Origin of the sequence: Nonomuraea basaltis (genome assembly GCF_005893125.1) — a bacterium.
Lineage (GTDB): Bacteria > Actinomycetota > Actinomycetes > Streptosporangiales > Streptosporangiaceae > Nonomuraea > Nonomuraea basaltis.
Genome location: NZ_VCJS01000032.1, coordinates 50,708 through 74,890, shown reverse-complemented (window position 1 = coordinate 74,890; position 24,183 = coordinate 50,708). Strand labels below are relative to the sequence as shown.

At 67.1% G+C, this 24,183-nt stretch carries 28 protein-coding genes; 25 read left to right on the top strand and 3 right to left on the bottom strand.

From position 1 onward, the window contains the following. Window positions 1–7 precede the first annotated feature (7 nt). The gene (locus tag EJK15_RS17750; protein ID WP_138711549.1) at window positions 8–580 is read left to right on the top strand and encodes a hypothetical protein; all 573 of its coding nucleotides are present in this window, start codon (window positions 8–10) and stop codon (window positions 578–580) included. 70 nt (window positions 581–650) lie between these two features. After that, entirely contained in the window at window positions 651–1,058 is a 408-nt protein-coding gene (locus EJK15_RS17745; RefSeq protein WP_138711548.1) for a hypothetical protein, read from the top strand. Between the two features lie 260 nt (window positions 1,059–1,318). Here EJK15_RS17745 and EJK15_RS17740 read toward each other — a convergent pair whose 3' ends face one another. Continuing rightward, entirely contained in the window at window positions 1,319–1,522 is a 204-nt protein-coding gene (locus EJK15_RS17740; RefSeq protein ID WP_138711547.1) for a hypothetical protein, read from the bottom strand. A gap of 526 nt (window positions 1,523–2,048) precedes the next feature. Between EJK15_RS17740 and EJK15_RS17735 the strand changes: the two genes are divergently transcribed. The 4 genes from EJK15_RS17735 (at window position 2,049) to EJK15_RS17720 (ending at window position 7,379) form a co-directional block, all read left to right on the top strand. Then, window positions 2,049–2,393 (top strand): hypothetical protein, encoded by a 345-nt coding sequence (locus EJK15_RS17735; protein ID WP_138711546.1) that lies wholly within the window; start codon window positions 2,049–2,051, stop codon window positions 2,391–2,393. Between the two features lie 208 nt (window positions 2,394–2,601). Then, the gene (locus EJK15_RS17730) at window positions 2,602–3,060 is read left to right on the top strand and encodes a hypothetical protein (protein ID WP_138711545.1); all 459 of its coding nucleotides are present in this window, start codon (window positions 2,602–2,604) and stop codon (window positions 3,058–3,060) included. 218 nt (window positions 3,061–3,278) lie between these two features. Beyond that, a complete protein-coding gene (locus EJK15_RS17725; RefSeq protein WP_138711544.1) occupies window positions 3,279–3,842 on the top strand; it encodes a recombinase family protein in 564 nt (187 codons plus the stop codon). Between the two features lie 300 nt (window positions 3,843–4,142). Continuing rightward, window positions 4,143–7,379 carry a type ISP restriction/modification enzyme gene (locus tag EJK15_RS17720; protein WP_138711543.1) on the top strand — a complete coding sequence of 1,079 codons (3,237 nt, stop codon included), beginning with the start codon at window positions 4,143–4,145 and terminating at the stop codon, window positions 7,377–7,379. Here EJK15_RS17720 and EJK15_RS70640 read toward each other — a convergent pair. Beyond that, window positions 7,365–7,505 (bottom strand): hypothetical protein, encoded by a 141-nt coding sequence (locus EJK15_RS70640; RefSeq protein ID WP_171074371.1) that lies wholly within the window; start codon window positions 7,503–7,505, stop codon window positions 7,365–7,367. The genes EJK15_RS17720 and EJK15_RS70640 overlap by 15 nt on opposite strands. Before the next feature lie 270 nt (window positions 7,506–7,775). After that, window positions 7,776–8,519 (bottom strand): hypothetical protein, encoded by a 744-nt coding sequence (locus EJK15_RS17715; protein WP_138711542.1) that lies wholly within the window; start codon window positions 8,517–8,519, stop codon window positions 7,776–7,778. Window positions 8,520–8,831: 312 nt separating this feature from the next. Here EJK15_RS17715 and EJK15_RS17710 point away from each other — a divergent pair, with 312 nt between their 5' ends. The 19 genes from EJK15_RS17710 (at window position 8,832) to EJK15_RS17630 (ending at window position 24,150) form a co-directional block, all read left to right on the top strand. Next, entirely contained in the window at window positions 8,832–9,446 is a 615-nt protein-coding gene (locus EJK15_RS17710; RefSeq protein WP_171074370.1) for a ParB N-terminal domain-containing protein, read from the top strand. Further along, window positions 9,443–10,324 (top strand): hypothetical protein, encoded by an 882-nt coding sequence (locus EJK15_RS17705; RefSeq protein WP_138711540.1) that lies wholly within the window; start codon window positions 9,443–9,445, stop codon window positions 10,322–10,324. Before EJK15_RS17710 ends, EJK15_RS17705 begins: the two co-directional genes overlap by 4 nt. Beyond that, window positions 10,321–10,719, top strand: coding sequence for a hypothetical protein (locus tag EJK15_RS17700; protein ID WP_206060921.1), 399 nt, complete (start codon window positions 10,321–10,323; stop codon window positions 10,717–10,719). The genes EJK15_RS17705 and EJK15_RS17700 overlap by 4 nt, the downstream gene beginning before the upstream one ends. After that, window positions 10,716–11,147: a 6-pyruvoyl trahydropterin synthase family protein gene (locus tag EJK15_RS17695; protein ID WP_138711539.1), complete on the top strand. Its 432-nt coding sequence runs from the start codon at window positions 10,716–10,718 to the stop codon at window positions 11,145–11,147. Before EJK15_RS17700 ends, EJK15_RS17695 begins: the two co-directional genes overlap by 4 nt. Then, on the top strand, window positions 11,135–11,863 hold the full coding sequence (locus EJK15_RS17690) for a 7-carboxy-7-deazaguanine synthase QueE (protein WP_171074369.1): 729 nt from the start codon (window positions 11,135–11,137) through the stop codon (window positions 11,861–11,863). Before EJK15_RS17695 ends, EJK15_RS17690 begins: the two co-directional genes overlap by 13 nt. Then, on the top strand, window positions 11,864–12,430 hold the full coding sequence (gene folE / locus EJK15_RS17685; protein ID WP_138711538.1) for a GTP cyclohydrolase I: 567 nt from the start codon (window positions 11,864–11,866) through the stop codon (window positions 12,428–12,430). Window positions 12,431–12,536: 106 nt separating this feature from the next. After that, a complete protein-coding gene (locus EJK15_RS70635) occupies window positions 12,537–12,989 on the top strand; it encodes a hypothetical protein (RefSeq protein WP_171074368.1) in 453 nt (150 codons plus the stop codon). After that, entirely contained in the window at window positions 12,989–14,263 is a 1,275-nt protein-coding gene (locus EJK15_RS17680; protein ID WP_171074367.1) for a PBSX family phage terminase large subunit, read from the top strand. The genes EJK15_RS70635 and EJK15_RS17680 overlap by 1 nt, the downstream gene beginning before the upstream one ends. Window positions 14,264–14,452: 189 nt before the next feature. Further along, the gene (locus EJK15_RS17675) at window positions 14,453–14,926 is read left to right on the top strand and encodes a hypothetical protein (protein WP_138711537.1); all 474 of its coding nucleotides are present in this window, start codon (window positions 14,453–14,455) and stop codon (window positions 14,924–14,926) included. A gap of 40 nt (window positions 14,927–14,966) precedes the next feature. Further along, window positions 14,967–15,407: a hypothetical protein gene (locus EJK15_RS17670; RefSeq protein WP_138711536.1), complete on the top strand. Its 441-nt coding sequence runs from the start codon at window positions 14,967–14,969 to the stop codon at window positions 15,405–15,407. 19 nt (window positions 15,408–15,426) lie between these two features. Then, the gene (locus EJK15_RS17665) at window positions 15,427–16,539 is read left to right on the top strand and encodes a hypothetical protein (protein WP_138711535.1); all 1,113 of its coding nucleotides are present in this window, start codon (window positions 15,427–15,429) and stop codon (window positions 16,537–16,539) included. A 7-nt stretch (window positions 16,540–16,546) separates the two neighbouring features. Next, a complete protein-coding gene (locus EJK15_RS17660; RefSeq protein ID WP_138711534.1) occupies window positions 16,547–17,257 on the top strand; it encodes a hypothetical protein in 711 nt (236 codons plus the stop codon). Between the two features lie 12 nt (window positions 17,258–17,269). Then, window positions 17,270–17,560, top strand: coding sequence for a hypothetical protein (locus EJK15_RS17655; RefSeq protein WP_138711533.1), 291 nt, complete (start codon window positions 17,270–17,272; stop codon window positions 17,558–17,560). Window positions 17,561–17,577: 17 nt separating this feature from the next. Continuing rightward, window positions 17,578–17,733 carry a hypothetical protein gene (locus tag EJK15_RS70630; RefSeq protein ID WP_171074358.1) on the top strand — a complete coding sequence of 52 codons (156 nt, stop codon included), beginning with the start codon at window positions 17,578–17,580 and terminating at the stop codon, window positions 17,731–17,733. 9 nt (window positions 17,734–17,742) lie between these two features. Further along, on the top strand, window positions 17,743–19,311 hold the full coding sequence (locus EJK15_RS17650) for a phage portal protein (protein WP_138711532.1): 1,569 nt from the start codon (window positions 17,743–17,745) through the stop codon (window positions 19,309–19,311). 38 nt (window positions 19,312–19,349) lie between these two features. Beyond that, window positions 19,350–22,016 carry a phage minor capsid protein gene (locus EJK15_RS76320; protein ID WP_138711531.1) on the top strand — a complete coding sequence of 889 codons (2,667 nt, stop codon included), beginning with the start codon at window positions 19,350–19,352 and terminating at the stop codon, window positions 22,014–22,016. Continuing rightward, entirely contained in the window at window positions 22,016–22,303 is a 288-nt protein-coding gene (locus tag EJK15_RS17640) for a hypothetical protein (protein WP_138711530.1), read from the top strand. Before EJK15_RS76320 ends, EJK15_RS17640 begins: the two co-directional genes overlap by 1 nt. Window positions 22,304–22,435: 132 nt before the next feature. Next, window positions 22,436–23,215 carry a hypothetical protein gene (locus EJK15_RS17635; protein ID WP_138711529.1) on the top strand — a complete coding sequence of 260 codons (780 nt, stop codon included), beginning with the start codon at window positions 22,436–22,438 and terminating at the stop codon, window positions 23,213–23,215. A gap of 11 nt (window positions 23,216–23,226) precedes the next feature. Then, complete coding sequence (locus EJK15_RS17630; protein WP_138711528.1) at window positions 23,227–24,150, top strand: major capsid protein; 924 nt, start codon at window positions 23,227–23,229, stop codon at window positions 24,148–24,150. Window positions 24,151–24,183: the final 33 nt, after the last annotated feature.

Here is a 24,183-nt window from a genome sequence, read left to right as displayed (position 1 = left end):
GCCGATCATGGCCGGAACGACCAGCAAGACCACCAAGACCGCCGACAAGCAGGCGGGCATCCGTAGCGAGATCCTGGCCGCCGTCCTCCACTGGCTGACCACGAAGGACGACGGCACCGCCCGGCCGGACAAGGCGTGGCAGGCGCTGTGCGAGAAGTCGCCCACCATCGCGGAGGCCGTCTCCTACTGGGGCCATGAGCAACTGTCCGACCGTTCCCGCCCGGGGTCGGGCGTGATGACGGCCAGCGACGCCCACCCGGCGGAGATCGTCGCCACCTACCCGGACGGTCGGCGCATCGTGACCCGCGCCGACGACGGGGCGTGGCGTCTCGGCGTGAGCCCGATGTCCACCCTGGCCACGCGCACGCTCATGCTCGCCGACTTCCGCAAGATCGCCGAGGCGGACGACCCGGCGGCCAAGGCGGAGGAGATCGCTACGGCGGCGGCCCGGCGCGCCAAGGAGGACGCGGACAAGAAGGCGGCGGCCAACGCCAAGCGCGTGGCTCTGCTCACGGAGACCGCCGAGGCGCTCGGCATGACTCTGGCCGAGTACGTGGCCAGCTTGACCGCCGAGGCGTAGCAGGACCCGGGCCGCGCGTTCGGGGCGCGTGGCCCCCCACCTCCCACCCGAAACGACCAAAGGAACGACCGTGACCGAATCCACCCCCGACGTGCCCGGCCTGGGCGCGCTGGCCCAGCAGGCGCAGGAAGCAACCGAGCGCCTGGCCATGATCCTCGCGTCGGTCGGCATCGTGCCGCCGGAGGTAACCATCGTCCTGACGACGGAGGAGATCACCGTGTCGTACGACGGTGGTCGGATGGCGGCGGCCGGTGCGCTGGCGCTGACGTTGAACTACGAGCCGTACCGGATGCTGGCCTATTCGGCGGTCGCCATCTATCGGGACCTGATCAGGCTGCTCCAGGGCGGCGCCGATCCGGAGCTGATCGGGTTGGCCGTCGAAGTCACGGCCGATCTTGAAACGACGCTGCTCGGCGCACATGCGCACAAGGCGTGGCACGAGACCGCCGAGCGGCGGCGGGGCGTCGAGAACAACTAGCGCGTAGCTCGGCAGGCGCCTGTCTCGCAGCCAGCGAGGCGGGCGCTTCCGTGCGCTGGAGCTGGCGCACCCCAACCCCCGGGGCCGGCCAGGGGGATGGGGGCCTCGCCCCCTCCGCCTTTGCCTTTCGGCTGAGCTGCTGCGTTCTTCGCGTCTCGTTCTCGGCCCTTGTCGGGCAGTGCGGTTCGTGGCAACGGGCCGCTTTCGCGTTCAGCGAGAGTCTGCCGTATGTCGCAATGGTGGGATCGGCAGTAATCGTCTCACCTTCGCCATCGCTGCCACAGCCACGCCGAGACGACACTGAGGAGCAGGCACAGACTCAGGCCGAAGAAGATGGTCCGCAGTCCGAGCCACCAGAAGAGGCCGAGCATGCCCGCGGTGGCAGCGATGGACGCGATGTTGGAGACGAGGTCGAACCAGCGGACCTTCTGTGTCTCCTCATCCTCGACGGGTGTCGTGGGCAAGGGTTCCCACAGCAGCCCGCATTCTGCGCACCGCCACGACTCTGCGTAACTCGTCGCGGGGCGGGCACACTTGTGGTCGCTTAAGGCGCTCAAGGTGGCGTTCCTTCCCGGTGCCTACTCGACCGGTACGGCGGGACTGGTAGTAATCGTTTCACGATCGAGCGCGCTGCCAGAACGCAACCGACACAGCGATGACCTCAGAGTGGCGTACCCGATGGTCAGCACTGCGGGCGCAACGGTGGGTCTTCAAGGGGGTCCTTCAGGCGGCGGGTCCAGTAGGTCGGTTTGACCTATGCAGTTGACGCCCGCCGTTTCTGGAATGGGACAGAATCGTAGGTTTCCCTGGACGGGGTTCAGCAGGCTTGATAGGCCTAAAGTGAGCGTGTCGCGGAAGCTATCGAGGTGATCTCTGGTGCTCCGAGGAAGATTACGCGTACTGTCGGCGGGGGTCGTCTTCCTTGCCTCCGGTCTGGCCTTGGTTGCGGCTCCAAGCAGCGCCTTGGCGGAGGGACCGGTCGGGGGCTCCGTGCGTGAAGCGAGCGGCTTTGGCTGTAAGGTCAAGGCTTCGGTGATCTGGAATCGGGACACTAACGGCTACACCTATCTGGGCTCGGCGTCCTGCGGCCGAACTCGTAAGATGCGGATCTGGTGCTTCCCGGTTCACCGTCATTGGAACGGCGTGTCGGCGTCCTGGCATTCGCACACTGGTTACACGATTCGGCAGGGGCCGAACGTTACGCGGCGCGTGGGCACGGGCGCGTCGTCGGTTCGCGGCGGAAACGAGAACACGTACAAGATCAACTGTAAGCTTGAGCTCGACGGCGCCTTCTGGCTGCGGGTGAAGGTGGAAACCAGCCCATTCCACTTGTAGAGGCCGACGCTTCTGTGCGTGTCATGGTGTCTGTGGTCAGGGCACGAGCAGGTTGATCGCCACCCCGATAGGGATGGACACCGTCACGCGGGCGGGGCTGGCGCGAGCACCCGCACCCCCCGGGCCGGCGGGTGGGGGTGGGGGTGCGCCGTCTTCCCGCGCTGTTCCCTTGCGGTAACGCCTCCTCGTGCTGCTGCGATGCCTTGGCATGTCGGGTTTCCAGCTTGTGGCGTCCCTTGTCGGCTCTCTGGCTTGGCCTGTCGCTGTGGTGGTGGCGGTGGTGGTGTTGCGCCGTCCTTTGGCTGCGGTGTTGGGGCGGGCGAAGCGTGTGGAGGCCGCCGGGGTGGCGGTGGAGTTGGCGGAGGTGGAGCAGGCGCGGGAGAGTGTGGAGGAGGAACTTGCAGAGCCGCCGGAGAAGGTTGAGGTAGACGAACTGGTGAAGCGCGCCGCCGAGCTGGGATGGCATCTTGGGCGGCTGGCGCCGGACGCGAGGCCGGATGTGGTGGTGGATCGGTCAGGGGAGAAGCCGGTGGTGCGGTCTCCGACTGGAGAAGCGGTGCAGAAGGTCATTGCGAAGGACGCCGTCCTGAGATATCAGCAACAGCGACGGGTTGCGGCTCAGGAAAAGCTTCGAGAGCTGCTCACAAGCCCGGGAGAATCCACTTAGATCTAGCTCACCAACGGGACGACGGAGATCATCAGGGCACGAGTAGGTTGATGGCGACGCCCATGGGGATGGACACGGGCACGCTGAGGGCGACCTTGTCCGTAAACGATTGTTTTCGTACGTCAAGATCGGTTCGCGTTCGCGCACGTCAATTCTGTTCGTAACCCGTGTTCGTTGCAATGTAACGCAAGCATTCGTGATTGCGTTACAATTTACCAATGAAGATCGGCTACGGGCGGGTCAGCACCCGCCACCAGAACCCCGACTCTCAGCGCGACGCCTTAGCTGCCGCCGGATGCGATGAGATCTACGTCGACAAGGTCTCCGGCAAGCTCGCGAGCCGTCCCGAGCTCGACAAGGCGCTGCTGCGGCTGCGCGGCGGCGATCAGCTGATGGTGACTCGGCTCGACCGCCTCGGCCGGTCCCTCAAGAACCTGATCGAGCTCTCCGAAAACCTGCAGGCGCGCGGCGTCGACCTCGTAGTGCTGGAGCAGGGAATCGACACCAGCACGCCCGTGGGCAAGATGTTCTTCCACATCATCGGCGCGGTCGCCGAGTTTGAGCACACGCTGATCTCCGAGCGCACCCGCGAGGGCCTGGAGGCGTCACGCGCCCGCGGACGTAAGGGCGGGCGCAAGCCGAAGCTAACCGACCACCTGGCGCGTCAGGCGAAGGCGATGTACGACGCCCGGGAGGGCACGGTGCAGGAGATCGCCGACAAGCTGGGCGTGAGCCGCCCGGCGATCTACCGCGCCATCGGCCGGCTGGAAAGGCAGGGCTAGCACCGAAGTCCTGACGCTCGTACGTGCGCCGCACCCGGCTGTAAGTCCTGGCCCTCCACCTTCTGCACCTGGTCCTCGTGGAACCACATCTGGCGTTCCATCCCCATCGGTGTCTTGGCCAACTTATGGGTGCCGTGAGCTAGGCAAACGTATCCCGCCGCTGGTCTAGACCAAGATCCGCATTTGCCGTACAGTCGGGCCATCCAGACACCTCTATCGGCTCCATAGTGGAGGTAGAGCGGCGTGCCCCCTAGCGGTGACTACGAGCAGGCTGTCCGTGCCGCAGTGTCGAGGTTCGGCATGGAGGTGAAACCCAAGCTCAAGGGTTCCGGATGGCCTGAGGACCAGTTACGTGGCCCGCTGGAGACCCTGGCGCGCACGGTCGGCGACGCCCTCGCCCTGAAGGTCACGCTGACCGGAGAAGTCCCCCTGGCCGATCTGGATGCCCGCCCCGACTTCGCGGTCGACGTGGCCGGATCGCTGGCTGGGTACATCGAGCTCAAGAAGCCGGGACTCGGCGCCGACCCGACATCCTTCACCGGTCGTAACGCCGCACAGTGGCAGAAACTCGCCCTCTTACCGAACGTGCTCTACACCGACGGCGACGAGTGGGGCCTTTACCGTAACGGGCAGCGCGTCGGGGATCTCGTACGCATGGCAGGGTCGGTCAAGTCCGCCGGAGACCGCCTGGCCCCAGCCGACAGCGGCATCGCCCGCCTCTTGCAGGATTTCCTCACCTGGAAGCCACAGCCGCCGCGTACTGTCGGCCAGCTCGTCAAGGCCGTCGCGGGTCTGTGCCGCTTTCTGTGCCAGGAAGTGGCACGCACGATCAGCCTGGAGAAGTCCGGCAAGCGCCCAAAGGTGTTTACCGGTCTCGCGGAGGATTGGCGTCGCCTGCTTTTCCCCGAGAAGACGGATGACCAGTTCGCCGACCAGTACGCCCAGACCGTTGTCTTCGCCCTGCTCTTAGCCCGCGTCGAAGGTATCGTCTTCGAGGGCGACACCATGCACGGGATCGCCTCGAAGCTCGGCAAGAAGCACTCCCTCATGGGCCGCGCGCTCGACATCCTGACCGGCGACTCGGCTGAAGGGCTGTCCACGACCCTCCACACGCTGCTCCGGGTCATCGGCCCCGTGGAGTGGTCGCGCCTCGACGACGGCTCCGGCGATGCCTACCTGCGCCTGTATGAGGATTTCCTCCAGGTCTACGACCACGAACTGCGCGAGAAGACCGGCTCGTTCTACACCCCGAACGGGGTGGTCAACGCTATGGTCCGGCTCACTGATGATGTTCTGAAACAGCACCTCGGCATCACCAAGGGGTTTGCCGCACCCGAGGTTGTGGTGGTCGATCCGGCAATGGGCACTGGAACGTTCTTGCTTACCGTTCTCGAACGCGTCGCCCAGGCGATCAAAGTCGACGAAGGACGAGGACTCGTGGGTCCCCGCTTGCGCGAGATGGTCGCCACCCGGCTGATCGGCTTCGAGATGCAGACCGGACCATACGCCGTCGCCGAGTTGCGCATGCACGCCGCTCTCAAGGAACACGGGTCCACAGCACCCGCTGACGGCCTGCGCATGTATGTCACCGACACCCTGGAGAACCCCAAGGACGACTTCGGCTGGCTCCCGCACACCTACCAGCCGATCGCCGACTCCCGCCGCCAGGCTAACAACGTCAAGCGCAACGAACGGGTCGTGGTCGTCATCGGCAACCCCCCGTACGACGCGGTCTCCCGAGGCGCGGGGAAGTGGGTGGAGAAGGGCGACCCCAAATCGGGCGAAGCGCCGCCGATGGATGCTTTTCGCCTCAAGGGCAACGGCACGTACGAGTCGAAGATGTCGAACCTGTACGTCTATTTCTGGCGCTGGGCGACGTACAAGGTGTTTGACCTCCACGACGATGCCCCGTTCGGCGTCGTTGCCTTCATCACCCCGAAAGCGTGGCTGATGGGACGGGGATTCGCGGGGATGCGCCGCTACCTGCGGAGAACAGCCGACGCGGGATGGGTGATCGATGTCTCCCCGGAAGGACAGCGGCCGGAGGTCAATACGCGCCTGTTCCCCGGGGTAGCCCAAGAGTTATGCATCGCCGTCTTCGTGCGGCTGCGCGACAGCCGTAGCGAGCCCGCAGTGATCCATCACGTGCAGATCGAAGGCCACCGCAACGACAAGCTCTCCCGGCTGACCGGCCTCACTCTCACCGACGAGCAGTGGCGTCTCTGCGCGAGCGAGTGGGAAGCGCCTTTCCTGCCGCCGGGCAGCGACGTGTGGGAATCCAGCCCTAGCTTCGCGGACCTCATGCCTTGGTCCTCGCGCGGAGTAACGCCGGGCAGAGCATGGATCTACGCACCCGACAAGGTGACCTTGTCCGAGCGCTGGCGACTCTTCCTGGCGGCCGACCGAGATGGACGCCGTGAGACGTTCGGGGAGGCCGATAACCGAAAGTTGGAAAGCATCGTTGATCCATTGCCTGGCATCCCATCCCACGACAAGGTGACTCTTGCGGAGGAACAGCGTCCTCATCCTGAACTAGTGAGAGTCGGATTCCGTTCGTTCGACCGTCAGTGGATCATTCCTGACAACCGTCTGATGGTGCGGGGCCGCACCGACCTCTGGCGTGTGCGAGGCTCCCGCCAGATCTACGCTGTCGAGCAGAACGCCCAAGCCGTCACGAGTGGTCCGGGTCTGGTCTTCTCCGCGCTCATCCCCGATATGCACTACTACAACGGGCGCAGCGGATGCACCCGCCCGCTGTATCGCGATGCGGACGCCACGACGCCCAACATCACGCCTGGCCTCCTCGACTGCCTGTCGCAGACGCTCCAACACCCCGTGCATCCGGAAGACATGCTGGCGTATGTCGCCGCCGTCACAGCACACCCCGCCTACAGCGAGCGCTTCCGCGAAGACTTGGAGGTCCCTGGGGCGCGTATCCCCTTGACCGCTGACGCGGCGTTATGGACCCGGGCCGTCGAGCTGGGCCGACGTGTTCTCTGGCTGCACAGCTACGGCGAACGGTACGTCGACCCGGCCGCCGGACGGCCGGCGGGTAGCCCGCGGCTTCTTGTGGCCGAGCGGCCCCGATGCGATGAGGAGATCTCCGACACGCCGGACGATATGCCGAACGACAAGCTGCGCTACGACCCGGAGTCCGGTGACCTGTGGATCGGCACGGGCAACGTGAGCCCTGTGCCCCAGCGGGTACGCGACTACGAAGTGTCCGGCTGGAACGTCCTGGACAAGTGGTACGGCTACCGCAAGAAGGAACCCGCCGGGAAGAGGCGTCTGCCGTTGGACTTCGAAACCGCGCCGCGCTGGGTGCCGGGATGGACGATGGAACTCCTTGACCTGCTCAACGTTCTGGGGCTCCTCGTGCGCGAAGAGCCCGCTCAGCAAGAACTGCTCACCGAGATCTGTGACGGGCAGCGCATCACGGTCGCCGAGCTGACCGACGCGGGTGTGCTACCCGTCCCGCCCGGTCTGGACGGGCCAGTGAAGCGAGCCGAAGACGACGGAGCGCTATTCGATCTTTAGTTTCCCGACATGCAACGCCCAGCCTCGTCGTCCCCCCCAGAACATCCGAGCGAGGACGACGGTCAGCACCACGGCCACGGCCTCGATGACCAGCCACGCGGTGGCGTCGGTCTCGGACATCCGCATGGCGAACGGGCTGGCGTCGTCGTGCAGCGCCCGCCAGCTGACGAGCTGCCCAGGGCGAACACGGCGATGAGGAGCGTGCCGATGGGGGCGAACGCGCGCAGCTCGTCGATCTCCTCTTCGGGGATGCGGTCGAGCCAGCGGCTCAGAGGGCTCATGCGGGTGAGTGTACGACTGGGCCGCACGCGTTGCGTTGATTTGACAACGCTGCGTACGATGATCGTCAGTGTGGGTCTCGTGTGACCCGGCACCTTGCGCGGTTACACCGCAAGTTCAGGACGCAAGGGGTGCTCCCGCTTCCTGTGCAGCCTTGGCGTAGTCATCGAGGGCTCGTGTCAGGAACGCCGTAGTGGCTTCGGCAAGCTTGCGATGCTCGTCCTCGTTCAGCGTCATCGAGAATTCGTACCCGTCGCGCATGCGGCGTGCTGAACTGGGGGAGCTGAGCCGGATTGATGCCCATGATCGTCCGTGAGCGAACCCAGAGCTGGCGCGCCAATGCGCGCGGATGGACTTGGTGTCCAATCCGATGATCTCCGCTGCGCGTTCGATAAGCCCTGAGTAGTACAGCTTGGTCGCAACCTGGTCCCCTCGCAGGCCCATCGAGTTGGCATGAGAGACGATCTCGGCGGCGCGGATCTTTCCGCTCTTTGCTGGCGGAGTGATGAGGTATCCCGTGTCCTCTTCCCACTTGCCTCTATCGTCCATGTCCTGACGCCATACCCGCAGGGCGCGTTCCCGGCGGATATCGCGGCTTCCGCCGTTGAGTACCCAGACCGCGAGGGCGGCCGGCTCCATTGCGCCACGGAGCAGGGTCCAGGGTGCCGCGTTGGTTACAACACCTGCCTTCGTCGTCAGGAGATGAAGCGTAAGGATGTGATCGATGGCCGCGCCGATGGCGTGGATGACCACGGTGGAGACGTTTCGGCCGTCCATGCCTTGATCGTCCAGAGACAGCTGGCTGTGTTCATCGATATCGCCGAGTCCGAAGCTGACATTTTCGTGCTGTTCGTCGTCCACGAGTGACGTTGCGATACTGAACAGTGGGTGGAGGTACCCCAAGTCACCCTGAGCCATGTCGTTAGCCTTGAGATAGAGGGGATTAGTGTTACGTTCCAGGCTAGCGTTGACCGTGTCGTCTGTCGTACGTTTTTTCGATGAATCGCATGGCCGCCTCTCGTCGCCCCTTGAGTCACACGAGGGGAGGCTGGCCTGTTCCGCTAGGGTATGCGAGAGATACGCGGGGCGTGTCATCCTTGCCCAATTTGATACGGCGAATGGCGACCTGGGAATTCTTCGTATAATCGCAGCTCACGCATGTCGACTACTTCCATGATCGGAGGGTCGTACATGGCCAAGCTCGCCTCCCAGGAGTACCGCCTGATACCTGTCGTCGACCTCGAACCGCACCCGGAGAACCCGCACCGCGGCGACGTCGACGTGATCGGCGACAGCATCGACGAGAACGGCTTCTATGGCGCAGTCCTGGTGCAGCGCTCCCGAATGCGGATTATTGCGGGTGAGCACCGCTGGCAGGGGGCGCAGGCCCGCGGCCTGGCCGAGGTGCCGTGTGTGCTGCTCGACGTGGACGACGAGCGGGCGAAGAAGATTCTGCTGGCCGACAACCGGACGGCGGCGCTTGGCTACGAGGACCCGGACGCGCTGGCTGCGCTGCTGGCGAGTCTCGACGACGATCTGGCGGGCACCGGTTACAGCGACGACGATCTCGCTGATCTGACGCGGCTCGCCGTCGTGCCTGATCTGGATGACGTGGTGGAGATGCTGGGGGAGCCGACCCGGCAGGACGGCTGGGTGCCGGTGAGGTTCCGTGCGCCCCGCCCGGTGAACGCCGCGTGGAGCGAAGCGGTGTCCGGCCGTGAACCGGCGCAGGTGCTGGCGGAGCTGCTGGGTGTCGAGTGGCAGTGGGACGGTGAGGAGGCGGCGTGATCGACGCGCTCGTCTCCTACCATTACCTGCGTTCGGACGACCAGATGCGGCGGCTGGTGGATAGCGGCCGGCTCAACATGATCGGCGATTCCGGCGCCTACTCCGCTTACACGCAGGGCGTGAGGATCGGGCTCGACGAGTACGCGGGTTGGGTACGGCGGTGGCAGCCGCACCTGTTCTGGTGCGCGGCGCTCGACGTGCTTGGCGATCCGGACGCGACGTGGCGTAACTGGCGGGCGCTGCGGGCGCAGGGTCTCGCGACGGTGCCGACCTTGCATGTGGGCACGCCGCAGCGGTGGCTGCACGTGTACGCCGACGAGGGCGTGGATTTCGTCGGCTTGGGCGGCGGTCTGACGACGGGTGACACCGCCGGGATCCGCTGGGCCGCCCGGACCCTCGCCTACGCTCGCCGCCACCTGCCGACGATGCGGTTCCACGGCTGGGGGATTTCGAGCCGGGCGGTGCTCGACAACCTGCCGTTGTACTCTGCGGACTCATCGGGCACGCTCGGGGTCGGCTACCGGTTCGGGCGGTTACGGCTGTTCGACCCACGTACGGCGCGGGATGTGACGTTCCTGCTGGATGGTTCTTCGCCGTTGCGTCACCGCAGGCTGCTGGAGCGCTTCTACGGGGCGCTGCCGGAGCAGGTGTTGCAGGGTGACGCGTCGAACCGGCCGTTGCTGATCCGGCTGTCGGCGCGATCGACGACGTTGTACGCGGCGTGGCTGCGTAAACGCCACCAGGTGCCGCCTCCCGTGTACGGGCTCCACCTGGAACGGCGGGGCGAAGGTACCCGACTGCATTTGGTGGACACGCAGGTGGGGACGCTGCTGACCGCCGCCCAGGCGGATACGGAACCGGAGGGGGTGGCAGCGTGATGGTGCGTACCGTGACGGTCGGCCCGTTCCTGATCTTCTTCTCGAACGTGAACGTCGCGATGGGGCTGCGCGGCCACTTCCACACGGGCCGGGTGTCGGTCACGTTCGACACGCTCGGCGCACACGGCTACCCGTCGTTCGAGACGACCAACCGGGCCTTGCTGGATCACCTGCACGAGCTGACGCGCAAGACGTTCAGGGACGCCACGAACGAGGACGTCGCCGACCGGATCTTCGCCCATGTGGACGGTTTCCGCCACGAGTCGTGGGAGCGGTACGGCGGCTACTACCAGCTGCGCCGCATCGACCTGGACGTGCTCGGCGTGTTCGACGACATCGGCCACGACGCCGGTTGGACAAGGTACAGCGTCGAACGTCAGGAGGACCGTCTGTGACGCACGAGATCAGGGTCCGCCACACGTTCGAGGCCGCTCACCGGCTGCCGCACCTGCCCGGCAAGTGCGTGAGCCTGCACGGCCATTCGTGGAGCGTTGAGGTGACGGTGGCCGCGCCCGCGCTGGACGACGCGGGGATGGTGGTGGAGTTCGGCGCCTTCAAGAAGGCGCTCAGGTCCTGGCTCGACCACATGCTCGATCACGGCTCGATACTGGGCGACGCCGACCCGCTGGGGCCGGCGCTCGCCCATTTCGGCAACAAGGTGTACGCGATCGTCGGCGGCTGGCCCACGGTGGAGCGGGTCGCCGAAGAGATCAGCGCCGTGGCGGAAGTCCTGCTGGACGATGTGCCGCACGCCGAGGGGGCGCGGGTGATCCGGGTGGACCTCGCGGAGACGGCGACGAACGGAGCGTCGTGGGCGGCGTAGCGGCCTACGCCGTCGAGGGCCTGGTCGTCAGCGAAGTGTTCGGCCCCACGGTGGCCGGTGAAGGACCGTCGTGCGGGCGCCGCGTCGCGTTCATACGGCTCGGCGGCTGCTCGCTAGCCTGCTCCTGGTGCGACACGCCGTACACCTGGGACGCGACCCGGTTCGACCTGCGGGCGGAGCTGTCCCGCGTCCCGGTCGCCGACGCTGTCGCCCAGGTCGAGGCGATGAACGTGCCGCTCGTGGTCATCACGGGGGGCGAACCACTGCTTCAGCAGACCTACCCGGCGTTCGGCGAGCTGCTGAGGCTGCTGTGGGACTTCGAGGTTGAGATCGAGACGAACGGCACTCGCGCCCCCACGGAGGCCGCCGAGCGAGGGGTGTCGCGGTTCAACGTGGGGTTGAAGCTGGCTAACTCGGGCGAGAGCGAAGAGCGCCGGGTCGCGCCGGCGGCACTGGCCCGCTTCCGGCAGCTCGCCGATGTGGGCGGCGCGTGCTTCAAGACGGTGTGCCGGGATGAAACGGACGTCGCGGAGCTCGCCGAGCTGGTCGACCGGTTCGAGCTGGACCCCGACTCGGTGTGGGTGATGCCGGAGGGCACCACCGCCGACGCGACGACGGCCCACCTGATGCGGATCGCCGATCCCGCCATCGCCGCGGGCTTCAACATCACGCCACGCCTGCATGTGCTGGCCTGGGGCGACGAACGGGGGCGCTGAGTGGCCGACGCGCCAACGTTGAACGACGCGCACCAAGCCGTCGAGACGCTACTGAGGTTTGTGGGAGTCGACCCCACGCGGCCGGTGATCGAGGACACGCCCGCCAGGGTGGTCAGGGCGTGGCGGGAGATGACCGCCGGATACGCCATGGACCCGCATGTCCAACTGGACCGTGTGTTCGTTGACGAGCGGGCGCGCGGCCTGGTGGTCGTCGAGCGCATCCGGTTCGCGAGCCTGTGCGAGCACCACCTGCTGCCGTTCCACGGCACGGCGACAGTCGGCTACCTGCCGAAGGACGGCAGACTGCTGGGCTTGTCGAAGCTGCCGCGCCTGGTCGAGGTGTTCGCCCGCCGTCTTCAGCTTCAGGAACGGTTCGGCCGCCAGGTCGCCGACGCGATCCACGAGGGTCTGCCCGCGCTGGGCGCCGGGGTCGTGATCAGGGCGTCGCATTCGTGCATGACGGTGCGCGGCGTCAACCAGGACCAGACGGTGACGACGACGGTTTCGCTGGTGGGCGCGCTGGACGCGGAACCTCACCGCGGCGAGTTCCTTCACCGCGCGGGCTGAACCCTTCACCACTGCATGGGCGTTCGCGCCCGTCCTTCTCCCGCTTCCCCTCACCCCCTCTCGGAGGTTCTTCATGGTGTCCAGCAGAAAGGTCGCTCGCAGCGTCGTGACGGCCGAGCGGCGAGCCAAGGCAGTGCAGATGCGTACCGCTGGCCTGAAATGGGACGTCATCTGCCGTGAGCTGGGCTACAAGTCAGCCGGGGCCGCCTGCACGGACGTCACTCGCGCGCTGCGCCAGGCGGCGCTGGACGAGAAGATGGCGGCCGAGGAACACCTTCGGCTCAATCTCGACCGGTTGGACAGGCTGCTCGCGGCGGTGTGGCCGAAGGCGCTCGCCGGCGACATAAAGGCGGTCGCCCAGGCCGAATCCTTGGTGCTGCGAGTCAGCCACCTGATGGGCCTGGACCAGCTGAACCGCAACAGCGTAGGCGACGGCGACATCGCGAGCCTGCTGGGCACGATGCTCTTCCAGTTGCAGGCCCGGCACGCTCCGGCGATCGAGTCGGTCGACGCCGAGGTGGTGCGGGAAATCGAGCCGCCGGACGCCGAGGCGGCCTGATGCCGGCGATCTCGCTGTCGCCCAAGCAAGAGCAGTTCATCGCCCTGTCCACGGCGCGGCTGAACATCGCTTCGGGCGCGGTCCGCAGCGGCAAAACCATCGCCAGCCTGCTGCGGTGGTTGATGTACATCGCGCAGGCCCCGCGCCGGGGCGGCCATCTCGTGATCGTCGGCAAGACGGGCGAGACCGTCGCGCGCAACGTCATGGAGCCCCTCATGGATCCGAGCCTGACGGGTCCCGTGGCGAAGCGGATTTTCTATACGAGAGGTGCCGCGACCTGCAATATTCTCGGCCGCCGCGTCGAGATCATCAGCGCGAACGACATGCGGTCGGAGTCGAGGTTGAGAGGAATGACGTGTGGCGGGGCGTATGTCGATGAGGCGACCTTGCTGCCGGAGAACTTCTGGGACCAGTTGCTCGCGAGGTGCAGTGTGGCGGGCGCGCAGATCTTCGCGACGTGCAATCCCGACGCCCCTAACCATTGGCTCCGCCAGAGGTTCATTCTGCGGGCTCACGAGCTGGACCTGAAGTATTTCCACTTCGTTCTGGACGACAACCCCGCGCTGGACGCGACCTACGTCGCCAACCTGAAACGGGAGTACACCGGCCTCTGGTACAAGCGCTTCATCGAGGGCTTGTGGGTGATGGCCGAGGGCGCCGTGTACGACATGTGGGACCCTGACCGGCACATCGTGGACGCGCTGCCGCCGATGGAACGCTGGCTCGGGCTCGGCGTGGACTACGGGACGACGAACCCGTTCAACGCGATCTTGGCCGGGGTGAGCGTGCCGGACCGGCACGGTCTACGGCGGATCTACTTCACGCACGAGTGGCGGTGGGACAGCAAAGTCCAGCGCCGCCAACTCACGGACGCCGAGTACTCGAAGAAGCTTCGCGACTGGCTGCGCACCCTTCCCGGCACCTACGGCCCTGGTACGTACGGCGTCCAGCCTGACTGGGTCGTGGTGGACCCGTCCGCGGCGAGCTTCATCGCCCAGTTGCACCGGGATGGGTTCGCGCCCGTCATGGCGGACAACAAGGTGCTCGACGGCATCCGCACGGTCAGCAACCTGGTCGGTGCCGACCGGCTCCGGGTGCACCGCTCCTGTGAGGGCTGGTTGACGGAGATCGGCTCCTACGCGTGGGACGACAAGCGGGCCGAGCGCGGCGAGGACGCCCCGGTCAAGCTCGATGACCATGCGCTCGACGCCGGCCGCTACCTGCTGAGGACGACGGAAGCGGCGTGGCAGCCGCTGATCGAACTCTCCAATTGACGCAAGCTTTTTCGCATTCATCAACTCCCGCCCGCTTCGCGGGCGGGTGGCTCCGCCGCGAGACCTTCCGCTCGCCCGCGTTGAGCCGCGCGGTGCGGTCCCGGCCCCGGTTGTTGAGGGGCAGCCCGCGGCCGGGACCGCACCCCTGGTCATGCGCGACCAGCACCAACAACTCCCGAGGAGAGGCCCGTGGCCGATTTCGTGTTCAACGTGGCGAAGGGCCGCGTGGCCGAGCTGTATCACCGCGTCCGAGTCGGCGACCCCGCCACCAGCAGCCTGCTCATGGTCGTGCTGGCCGCCTCAGGCGTCGAGTCGGATGCCGTCCTGCGTGACAAGACCACTCTGGACGCCGTCCTGTCCGGGACCACCGATGAGGCGACTAACGCGGGCTATGCCCGTAAGGTGCTGGCCGCCGTCGACCTGAACGACGTGCTCCCCGATCTCGGCAGCGACGCCATGCCGCTGGACATCCCGGACGCGATGTTCGAGTCCGTGCAAGCGGCGGGCGGCTCCTGGGTGAAGGTCCTCATCTGCTATCGGCCGGCGACTGGTTCGCCGGACAGCGCCGTCGTCCCGATGACGTCGCACGATTTCTCGCTGAATCCGGACGGCTCCAACGTCGTCGTGCAGATCGACTCTGTCGGCTTCTACCAGGCGGTGTGACGTGGCAAAGTGCGGCTACTCTGCGATCACGCCAGCGGCGGTGTTGCTGACGGCGAATACGGCCCGCAGCGTCCTGGGTGTTCTGGCTCCGGCCGCATGCGGCCTGGAGTTGAAGAAGGTGCGCGTCGGCCTGTACGGCGTGAACGCGTCCGGCGTGCCCGGCGATGTCGAGCTGTGCAACGCCACGTTCGCCAGCAACGCTCCCGGCGGAGTCACCTCCACCGCGGTGACGCCACAGCAGTTGTACGGGCGGGTGATCGCGCCAGGCTTCCTCGCCGGTTCGGCGTGGACGGCTGGAAATGAGCCCACCGTCCTGGCCCCCATCGACTCCTACCCGCTGACCCCGAATGGCGGTCTGGTCATCTACGACCTGCCGCTGGGTGACAGCCCGGACTGCGGGCCAGGCACGGGGTTTGTGCTGCGCGCCAGGTATCCGGCGGGGATCAGCATCTCGGCGACCTTCTGGGTCGAACGGGCCTGAGCCAGATCGGAGGACAGGCGTGGCCGTCATCGTCGAGGACTTCGAGGACGACACCTTGGCCGTGTCCGTCACGGGCGACTGGACGCGCACGGACGTGCAGCCGCTGCAGGGCGGCTTCTGCTACCGCAGCGCGGTCATCGAAGACGACCAAACGTCCGACGTCGTGGTGGCGGTACCGCCCGGGGCGACGACGGTCGAGTTCTGGTATCGCGTATCCAGCGAAGCCACGTACGACATCTTCGACGTCTTCCTTGACATGCGCACGGCACTTCAGCTGTCGGGCGATGTGGAGTGGACGTATTCCGGCCGCCTGTCGGTGGTCGGCGTAAGCCATGTGACCTTCCTCTACAGCAAGGACGGCTCGCAGTTCGCCGGCGAGGATGCGGCCTTCATCGATCAGCTGATCTTCAACGACGCCCCTGCGGTGTGGTCGAACAGTTTCGACGGTGGTTCCCCCGGGGCGTTGATCACGCCGGAGAACTCGGCTGCAGGCGGCGATCCGTTCAACAACGTGGTTGGGGTGGCCGAGTACAGCAGCGCGCACTTCTTCGCCACCAGCGGCGTATCTGCCCGAAACCCCAATCCTGGGGCCGACACGCACGTCGATTGGCGCTCGGTCACCCAGCCGGGGGACGTTGTCTGCGCCCGCCTGTACCTGCGGCAGGTCGGCCCGTGGACCTCGACCGCGGGCGTGTTCGCGCTGCTCGGCCCGGCCGGCGTCGTGGTGTCCAAGGCGTGGCTCTTCAGCGATGGGCTGGTCAGGGTGTACTCCGGGCACGGCGACGTGGAGGTGGCCACAGTCGGGACGGCTCTGCCGATCAACCAGTGGGTGCGGATCGAGCTCCGCTACACGATCAACAGCGCAGGCAACGGCACCGTCGAGGTGTGGACGTATCACACGCCGGATTCGGCGACGCACACCGCCACCGCGATCTCCTCCACGGTCGCCTGGCCTGGTGGCAAGCCCGCTGATGCGGAGTTCCACCTGTTCCACGGCACAGGCGGTGACCACTGGCATATGGACGGCGTGGCGGTCGGCCCCACCAAGCTCGGCCCCGTCGCTTTCGGCGCCGCCGTCCGGTCTCGAACCTCCATCCCGGCAGGGGCGCGGCACCGAGCCGCGACCCGGTAGGACGCCCATGGCCAGAGCAGGGCGCGGCTATCCGAACCGGGCCGTCCAGGTCCGCACCCGCCGCGGCGAGAGCCTGCCCATCCTCTTCGAGACGGACCAGGCGCTACCCTTCGGCATAGCGCGCGCCCGGACCGCTGTCCGGGCGGGTGAGAGCGGCGCGGCCCGGCCGCTGACGGCGGTCAAGATCCAGACGATTGCGCAGGTCGTCGACATCGAGCAGGTGCCGCCGCTGCAGCCCGCCAAGGTTGGCGTTCTGCTGCGCGTCGTCGCCTCGGACGCGGCGCTGCAACTCGGCAGGCGCAAGACCCGGTTGGCCGGCCTGGCCGCCGAGGTCGATACCGCGGCAGTGATGCGCAGCAAGGCGCAGGTGTCGCGTGTCGCCGAACTCGACCACGCGCGGCCGTTCCGCGCCGTCAAGATCCGCTCGCTGGCACGCGCGCAGGACAGCGGCCAGTCCCGGCTGGTCACCTTCGCGCGGGCCGTGCAGCTGTCCCGCGCGAACGCTGCCGACGTCGCACTTGCGGTGTCGGCGACGAAGCGCCGGGTGCTCGGCCGTGCCGTCGAAACGGGCACCGCCCGGGTGGTGCTGCGGCGGACGCCGCCCCTGCGCGCCGGTAAACCATTCGTCGCCTGGACGACTTCGCCGCCCTACACGACCTGGGCCAGGTCATCGCCGCACACGCGATGGTCGGCGGCCCGTCCCACCACCCAGCCATGAGAGAGGAGCATCGTGGAACCAATCTCGTCTCTCAGCCGCCCTTACCTCTACATCCCCGTTGAAGGGCCAGCGGGCACGGAGACGGTGGAGATCGCTTTCACCGTTCCCGGTGCCGAACCCGCCGAGCCCAACTGGCACCTGGCGGAGTGGATCAACGCCACCGGCAAGGGAGCGACTGCCCGCATCCTCATCGGGCCGGGCGGGACGGTGACGTTGACGGACGGCACCTACATGGCGTGGGTGCGGATCACGGGCGCGGTCGAGCGGCCGGTTCTGCCGTCTGGGCTGGTGCCGATCACATGACCGGTCCGGGAGAGCGCGTGAATGTGACGTTCAACGAGGCCGTGATCAACGCGGCCCGACTGCTGATGAATGCCGAGCTGGAGCCGGATCTGGCACGGATGGAACGCGTGGAGTCGCTGGCCGACTCGTGGATCGGGATCGCCGTGGTGTTGGCCGGACGAGATGATTCGTGAGGTGTGACCATGCCGCTCCCTACGTCTGATCAGGAGTGGCCGCCGCCGCACACCAAGGCTGAGATGAAGCTCTACGGGGTTCATGGCGCCTGGTATGCGGGCGACCCGGATCGGCTGACCGAGGTGTACGGCGGCGGGAACGTGCCGGGTATCGGCCTGGACCCGAAGGGCTGGGACCGCCCCATTTTGGGCGGCGGCTGGTGGCAGCGGGCGACCCGCTGGTTTTGGGGGACGAAGACGCCGGCCACGCAGAACCGCTCGACGAAGATCCACGTTCCGATCGCGTCCGACATCGCGGCGACGTCCGCCGACTTGTTGTTCAGCGAGCCACCCACTCTCCGCGTCAACGGCAAAAAGGGCCAGGCACGGCTGGAGAAGATCCTCGCCGAAGCAGGCGTGTACGGCATCTGGCTGGAGGCCGCCGAGCTGGCCGCCGCGTACGGCGGAGTCTTCCTCAGGGTCGGCTGGGACACGGAGATGCACGACTTCCCGATCGTGGACGTGCTTCCCGCCGACGCCGGGGTGCCCGAGTTCAGCTCGGGACGGTTGAAGGCGGTCACGTTCTGGCGGATCGTCCACGAGGACGGCAAGGAAGTGTGGCGGCACCTCGAAAAGCATGAGGTGGGCAGGGTCTATCACGGCCTCTATCGGGGTGATCACGACCATCTGGGGCGGCAGGTTCCGCTGACGGACCATCCGGCGACCGAGGGGTTCGCCGCGATCGTGGACGAGGCGGGCGGCTTCGACTCGGGCTACGACAAGGGGCTGCTGGTCGGCTACGTGCCCAACATGAGGCCTCACCGGACCTTGCGCGGCACGAGTCTGGGCCGCAGTGATTACGCTGGCGTTGAGCCGATCATGGATGCGCTCGACGAGACCATGACGTCCTGGATGCGCGATCTTCGCTTGGGCAAGGGCAGGATCGTGGTCCCCGAGGTCTACTTGCAGAACACTGGCCGCGGCCGGGGCGCGGCATTCGACCCCGACCGCGAAATCTACTCGGGGCTCGCGATGCTGCCGCCTCCGGGCGGTTCCGGGGCGGCTGAGCTGACCATTTCCCAGTTCGAGATCCGCGTCCAAGAGCATAGGGAAACGGCGAAAAGCCTCACCGCGCAGATCTTGAGGGGCGCCGGATACAGCGTCCAAAGCTTCGGCGAGGACGACGGCAGCGGCCAGGCGGCGACGGCGACCGAAATCCACATGCGGCGGCACAAGTCGTACACCACGCGCGGTCGCAAGATCGGGTATTGGACGCCGTGCCTGGCGTGGCTGACCGAATGCCTGCTGGCCGTCGATCACGCGATCTACGGAACCAAGGTGGTGAGCGAACGCGCCACCGTCGAGTGGCCGGACGGCGTCATGCCCGACCCCGAAGCGATCAGTCGAACGCTCGACATGTTGAACCGGGCCCAGGCGGCCAGCGTCGAGACTCGCGTGCGGATGCTGCATCCCGAGTGGGAGGACCCGCAGGTGCGGGCCGAAGTGCAGAAGCTGAAGGACGAGATGGCCATCACCGTGGCCGACCCCACGGAGTTGTCGGAGACGTACGTGCCTGACGAGTTGGACGACGCAGCCTGACACATGCCGTATTGCCAACGTGACCCGAAGGGGGAGCGGTGGCGGACTCGGGCGTTGAGGCTGTCGAGCGGGCGATCGAGCAGGCCCGTCTGGTGGCCGACATGTACGAACAGGCGGAGCTCGACCTGCTGGAGGCGATCGCCCGCCAAGTGGCGCGCGGTGTCGACGTCGAGGACACCGAGACGTGGGCGACCAAGCGGCTGGGCGAAATCCAGCAGCTCCGCAAGCAGGCCGCCGCGATCCTCCGCCGCATGGAGGCGGCGAAGAAGGCCGCGACGCAGGCCGTGCAGGACGCCTACCGCGACGGGATGGACGCCGCCGAAGCCGAAGCCGCCGCGCAGCTCGCCGACAGCAAGGCGCGCAAGCGGCTGGAGAAGGTCCTCGCGGACGCCCGCAAGCTCGGCGCGAAAGACCAGGTCAACCCCGGCAGCGGGGTGAACGAGCTGGCCCGGCAGATGGCGACCATGCTGGATGACGTTCAGGTGGGCGCGTTGCGCGGCGTCGACGACGTTTACCGGCAGGTCGTGGCGTTCGCGTCCGGGTCGGAACTGACGGGGGCGCTGACGTTCCGCCAGGTGGTGGCGCGGGCGCTGGACCGGTTCGCCGGCAAGGGTGTGAAGGGCTTCACGGACAGCGCCAACCGTTCGTGGGGGATGCGGGAGTACGCCGAGATGGCGATCCGCACCGCCACGGCGCGAGCCGCCCGCGACGGACACCTGGCGACGCTGCGCGATGCGGGACTTGACCTGGTAATGGTGTCGAACGCGCTCTACTCGTGCCCGATCTGTCTGCCGTGGGAGGGCGAGGTCCTGGCCCAGCAGGGCCAGCCGGGCGTTCACCGGCTGGAGCACACGATCAACGACGGCGAGATGGTTGAGGTCAACGTCCGGGCGACGGTGCCGCAGGCCCGTGCCGCCGGTCTGAACCATCCCGGCTGCCATCACGGGTTCGGCGCCTACCTGCCGGGCGTGACCAGGCCGGCGCCGAAGCCGGACGTGACTGCCACCTATCGGGACACGCAGACGCAGCGCCGCCTGGAACGGGAAATCCGCGGCTGGAAGCGCAAGCGTGCGGTCGCGACCGACGCCCGTTCGCGCCGGTTCGCTGAGGAGAAGTCCAAGGCCGCGCAGGAGAAGCTTCAACAGCATCTGGCCGAGAAGGGTCTGCGGCGGAAGAAGGACCGCGAGCAGGTCCGGCGCGGCGAGCCGCCGCGCGAGCCGTTCACCGCGCCGGAACCGAAGCCCGATCCGACGCCGGCCCCACCTACGGGCGGCCAGCCGCCGCGTGGAGACGAGCCAACTCCTGCGGCGGCGAAGCCGCAGCCCGGAGCGGGCCGTGCTGCTGTTCACGCGGGCGGCATGCTGTCGCAGGATGCCGCTGACCGGATCAACAGGGCGCGGCGCGAGCTGCCGGTGGAGCGGGACGCGTGGCTGGACGCTCGAAGCAGTGCCGATGAGACGAAGCGGCGGCGCATCGACCACCTCATCGCTGACGCTGAAAAGAAGCTGGTCGAGCTGCGAGCCAAGCGTCAGACGAAGAAGGTCAAGAGCGACATCGCGGTGTGGCAGGACGCGTTGAAGGCTAGACAGAGTGCGGCGGCGAGGTTCGCGGCCGGTCAGATCCTCCCGGGCGACGAGCGGAACCTTCAGGACGTCGGGCCGTACCGGACCCTCCAGTATCGGAAGGACGCCAACGGCGCCCTTCTGCCGCCCGAGTCGTATGAGACGTTCCTCGACCGGGTGATGGAGGCGGGCGAGGCGCTGCATGACGACCTGATGGACGCCTTCACCCGCGATCAGCGCCGTGACGAACTGAGGGCGCGGCAGATCCGAGCGCGAACGCGGCAGTACGAGCTTGACGACGAGCTCAACCGGGCGAGGGGCGAGGTAAAGCGGGTGGAGGCGGTGCCCCGCAGCGAGCCGGGCGTCCACGAACGCGATAAGCGCCTGGATGAGCTGTATGGCCAGCGTGAACGGCTCATGCGGGAGCGCGATGCCGCGCTTGCGGATCACCATGACGCGCTGCGCGAGCTGCGGCGGCGCGAGGCCGAGCTGGTGCGTGACCTGCTTGCGCGGGTGCGTGGTATGGGCGGCCGGATGGAAGCCAAGCCGTTGTCGGGAAGTGGACTCCTGTCGGCGCGGGTGAGCAAGGTGCGGGACGACTGGACGAGTCTGCTGGCTGAAGCGCTGCCGAACTTGCCCTCCGACTGGATCCGCCGCACAGTCGGCCGGCCACTGTGGCTGGGCAACTCTCGTACTGGGCGGGCATTCCAGCGGGCGGTGGACGACCTGATCGCGCTTCCGTCAAATGCGGGCGATAACGACGGTGCGTTCAGTTCCGAGGACGCTGAGGTGTTCCTGCACGAGCTGGGCCACCGGATGGAGGATTACGTGCCGGGCCTGCGTGAGTTGGAGTACACCTTCGTACGCCGCCGCGCAACCAGCAACGGCACGCTGGAGAAGCGGGAACAGCTGAAGAAGCTCCACGCGTACAGCTCCTATGCCAGCGACGAGGTCACCTATCGCGACGAGTGGGCGGACGCCTACGCTGGCAAGACCTACGAGTCGGCAAAGCCGGATGATCCAGCGGGCGTGTCGAGCGAGGTGTTCCAGGTGGGGTTGCAGGATGTTTTCGCTCGGAGCAGCGAGCGGTTCGGCGGCATTGAGTTGCAGCGGTTCGTGCTCGGCCTGCTGGGGGTGCTCTGATGGCGTGGCGTGTGGATTCGCGGACCATGGCGGGCCGGTGGGTCGCCTACGACGGGTCGGACTGGACGTCCGACCCGGACACGTGGGCGGACATGGTGGTGAGGCTCGACCAGCCGCAGCCGTTGACGCCGACCGGCCCGTACTACACGCCGACCGGCCCCGACGACGAGGTGGCCGTCTACCTGCGAGCCGTGGGCGTGATCGCCGCGGCCGAGGTGTCGGGCGATCCGCCACGAGTGCCGATGCCGGAGCCCGATCCGGACGCGCCACCCGGCACCGTCTACTGACCGGCCAGTACAACGCCCCATAGCTGATCTTTCAAAGGCCCGCCAGGTGCGGGCCTTTCTCGTATAGGCAAACCTCGTTGGAGCCCGCCAGGCGCGGGCTCTTTTCATGTCCGGCTCCAGGAGGGCCTTGTCGTGATGCACGAATCTCTGCCGACCACGCCAGGCGCGGTGATCGGCTACCGCAGGGACGGCCGGGCGATCCGTGTGGTCGCGGGCGGCTCCGAGACCATGCCCGAGCAGCCCCCGCAGGAGCCGGAAGCTCCCGAGGTGCCTGCCGAGCCGCAGCCGGTGAATCCGGACGCCAAGCGCGTCGATGAGCTGCCGAACTGGGCGCAGAAGCTCATCAAGGACACGAGAGCCGAGGCGGCCGACTTCCGGACGCAGCTCGGGGACCTGAAGAAGCAGGCCGACGCCGTGCCGACCGGGCCGTCCGCTGAGGACCTGGTCAAGACGGCGCAGCAGGAGGTGGCGCAGCAGATCGCTCGCGCGCTCGGCCTGGTCGAGGCAGAAGAGACGCCGCCCGACCCGCAGACCGTGATCGACCGGCTCACCACGGAGAAGTCCACCACCGAGCAGGAGCGCGACGCGGAGCGGGATTTGCACCGCAGGGTGCGGGTTGAGCTGGCGATCCACCGGTCCTCGACGAAGTTCGGCGCGGACCCCGACGCCCTGCTCGACAGCCGTTCGTTCTTGCGCAATGTGCGGGAGCTCGACCCGGACGACGCCGCAGCCATCGACGACGTGATCAAGCGCGCGGTGGAGGACAACCCGAAGTTCAAGGCATCGCAGACGGCAGGCCCGCCCGCGAAGTCGGGAGGGGATTTCGCCGGCGGGACCGGCGCACGCCCCGAGGAATCACTGACCGTCGATGACTTCCGCGCCCGTAGGCGCAAGAAGTCGGATGAGACCTAAGAGGTAAAGCTATGCCTTTGGGCAACAACACGCTGCTCACCCCGGACCTGATCGCCAAGCAGGCGCTCGCCACGCTGTACGAGACGTGTGTGATGGCGATGCTGGTCCACAGGGACCTGGACACCGAATTCGCCGGCAAGCAGGGCGACACCGTGACGGTGAGGAAGCCTGCGGTTTTCACTGCCGACGAGTACAACAGGCAGAACGGCATCAACATTCAGAACGCCGTCGAGGGCGCCATCCCCGTGACGCTCAACCACCTGGCCGACGTCTCGTTTTGCGTGACCTCGGAAGAGATGACCTTGGAGGTCGAGGACTTCGGCGTCCAGTTCCTGACGCCCGCAATGGAAGCGATCAGCCAGAAGATCGACAACGACCTGCTGGCGCTTCGGGACGATATCCTCCAGGAGGTCGGCGTCCCCGGCCCCACGAACATCCACCAGTACCAGTTCCCGCAGGTCGCGATCGACGCCGACCGCGTCCTCAACGAGCGGAACGTGCCGCCGTCGCAGCGGTCGCTGGTGATCGGCCCGCAGACGAAGGCTCACTGGCTGTCCGACCCGCTGTTCCACCAGACCGACACCTCCGGCACCACGGACGGCCTGCGCGAGGCGTCGCTGGGCAAGCGGATCTTCGGGTTCGACAGCTATGGCACGCAGAACATCAAGGTGCCCACGCCGGTCACCGGCGCCAGCACTACCGAGGTCGGCCTCGCGTTCCACCGGACGGCGCTGGCGTTGGTGATGAGGCCCCTGGTGCTGCCGCAAGGCGCGGCCCGCGCCACGGTCGCGAACTACAAGGGCTTCTCGTTGCGCGTGGTCATGGATTACGACATCGACCTCAAGCAGGACATCATCTCGATCGACTGCCTGTACGGCACCAAGACCCTGGACCCGGACCGTGCCGTGCTGGTCAAGGGCCCCGACGTCCCGTAAGCAATTCCGCTTGCGAACCCGCGAGCCGCGCTC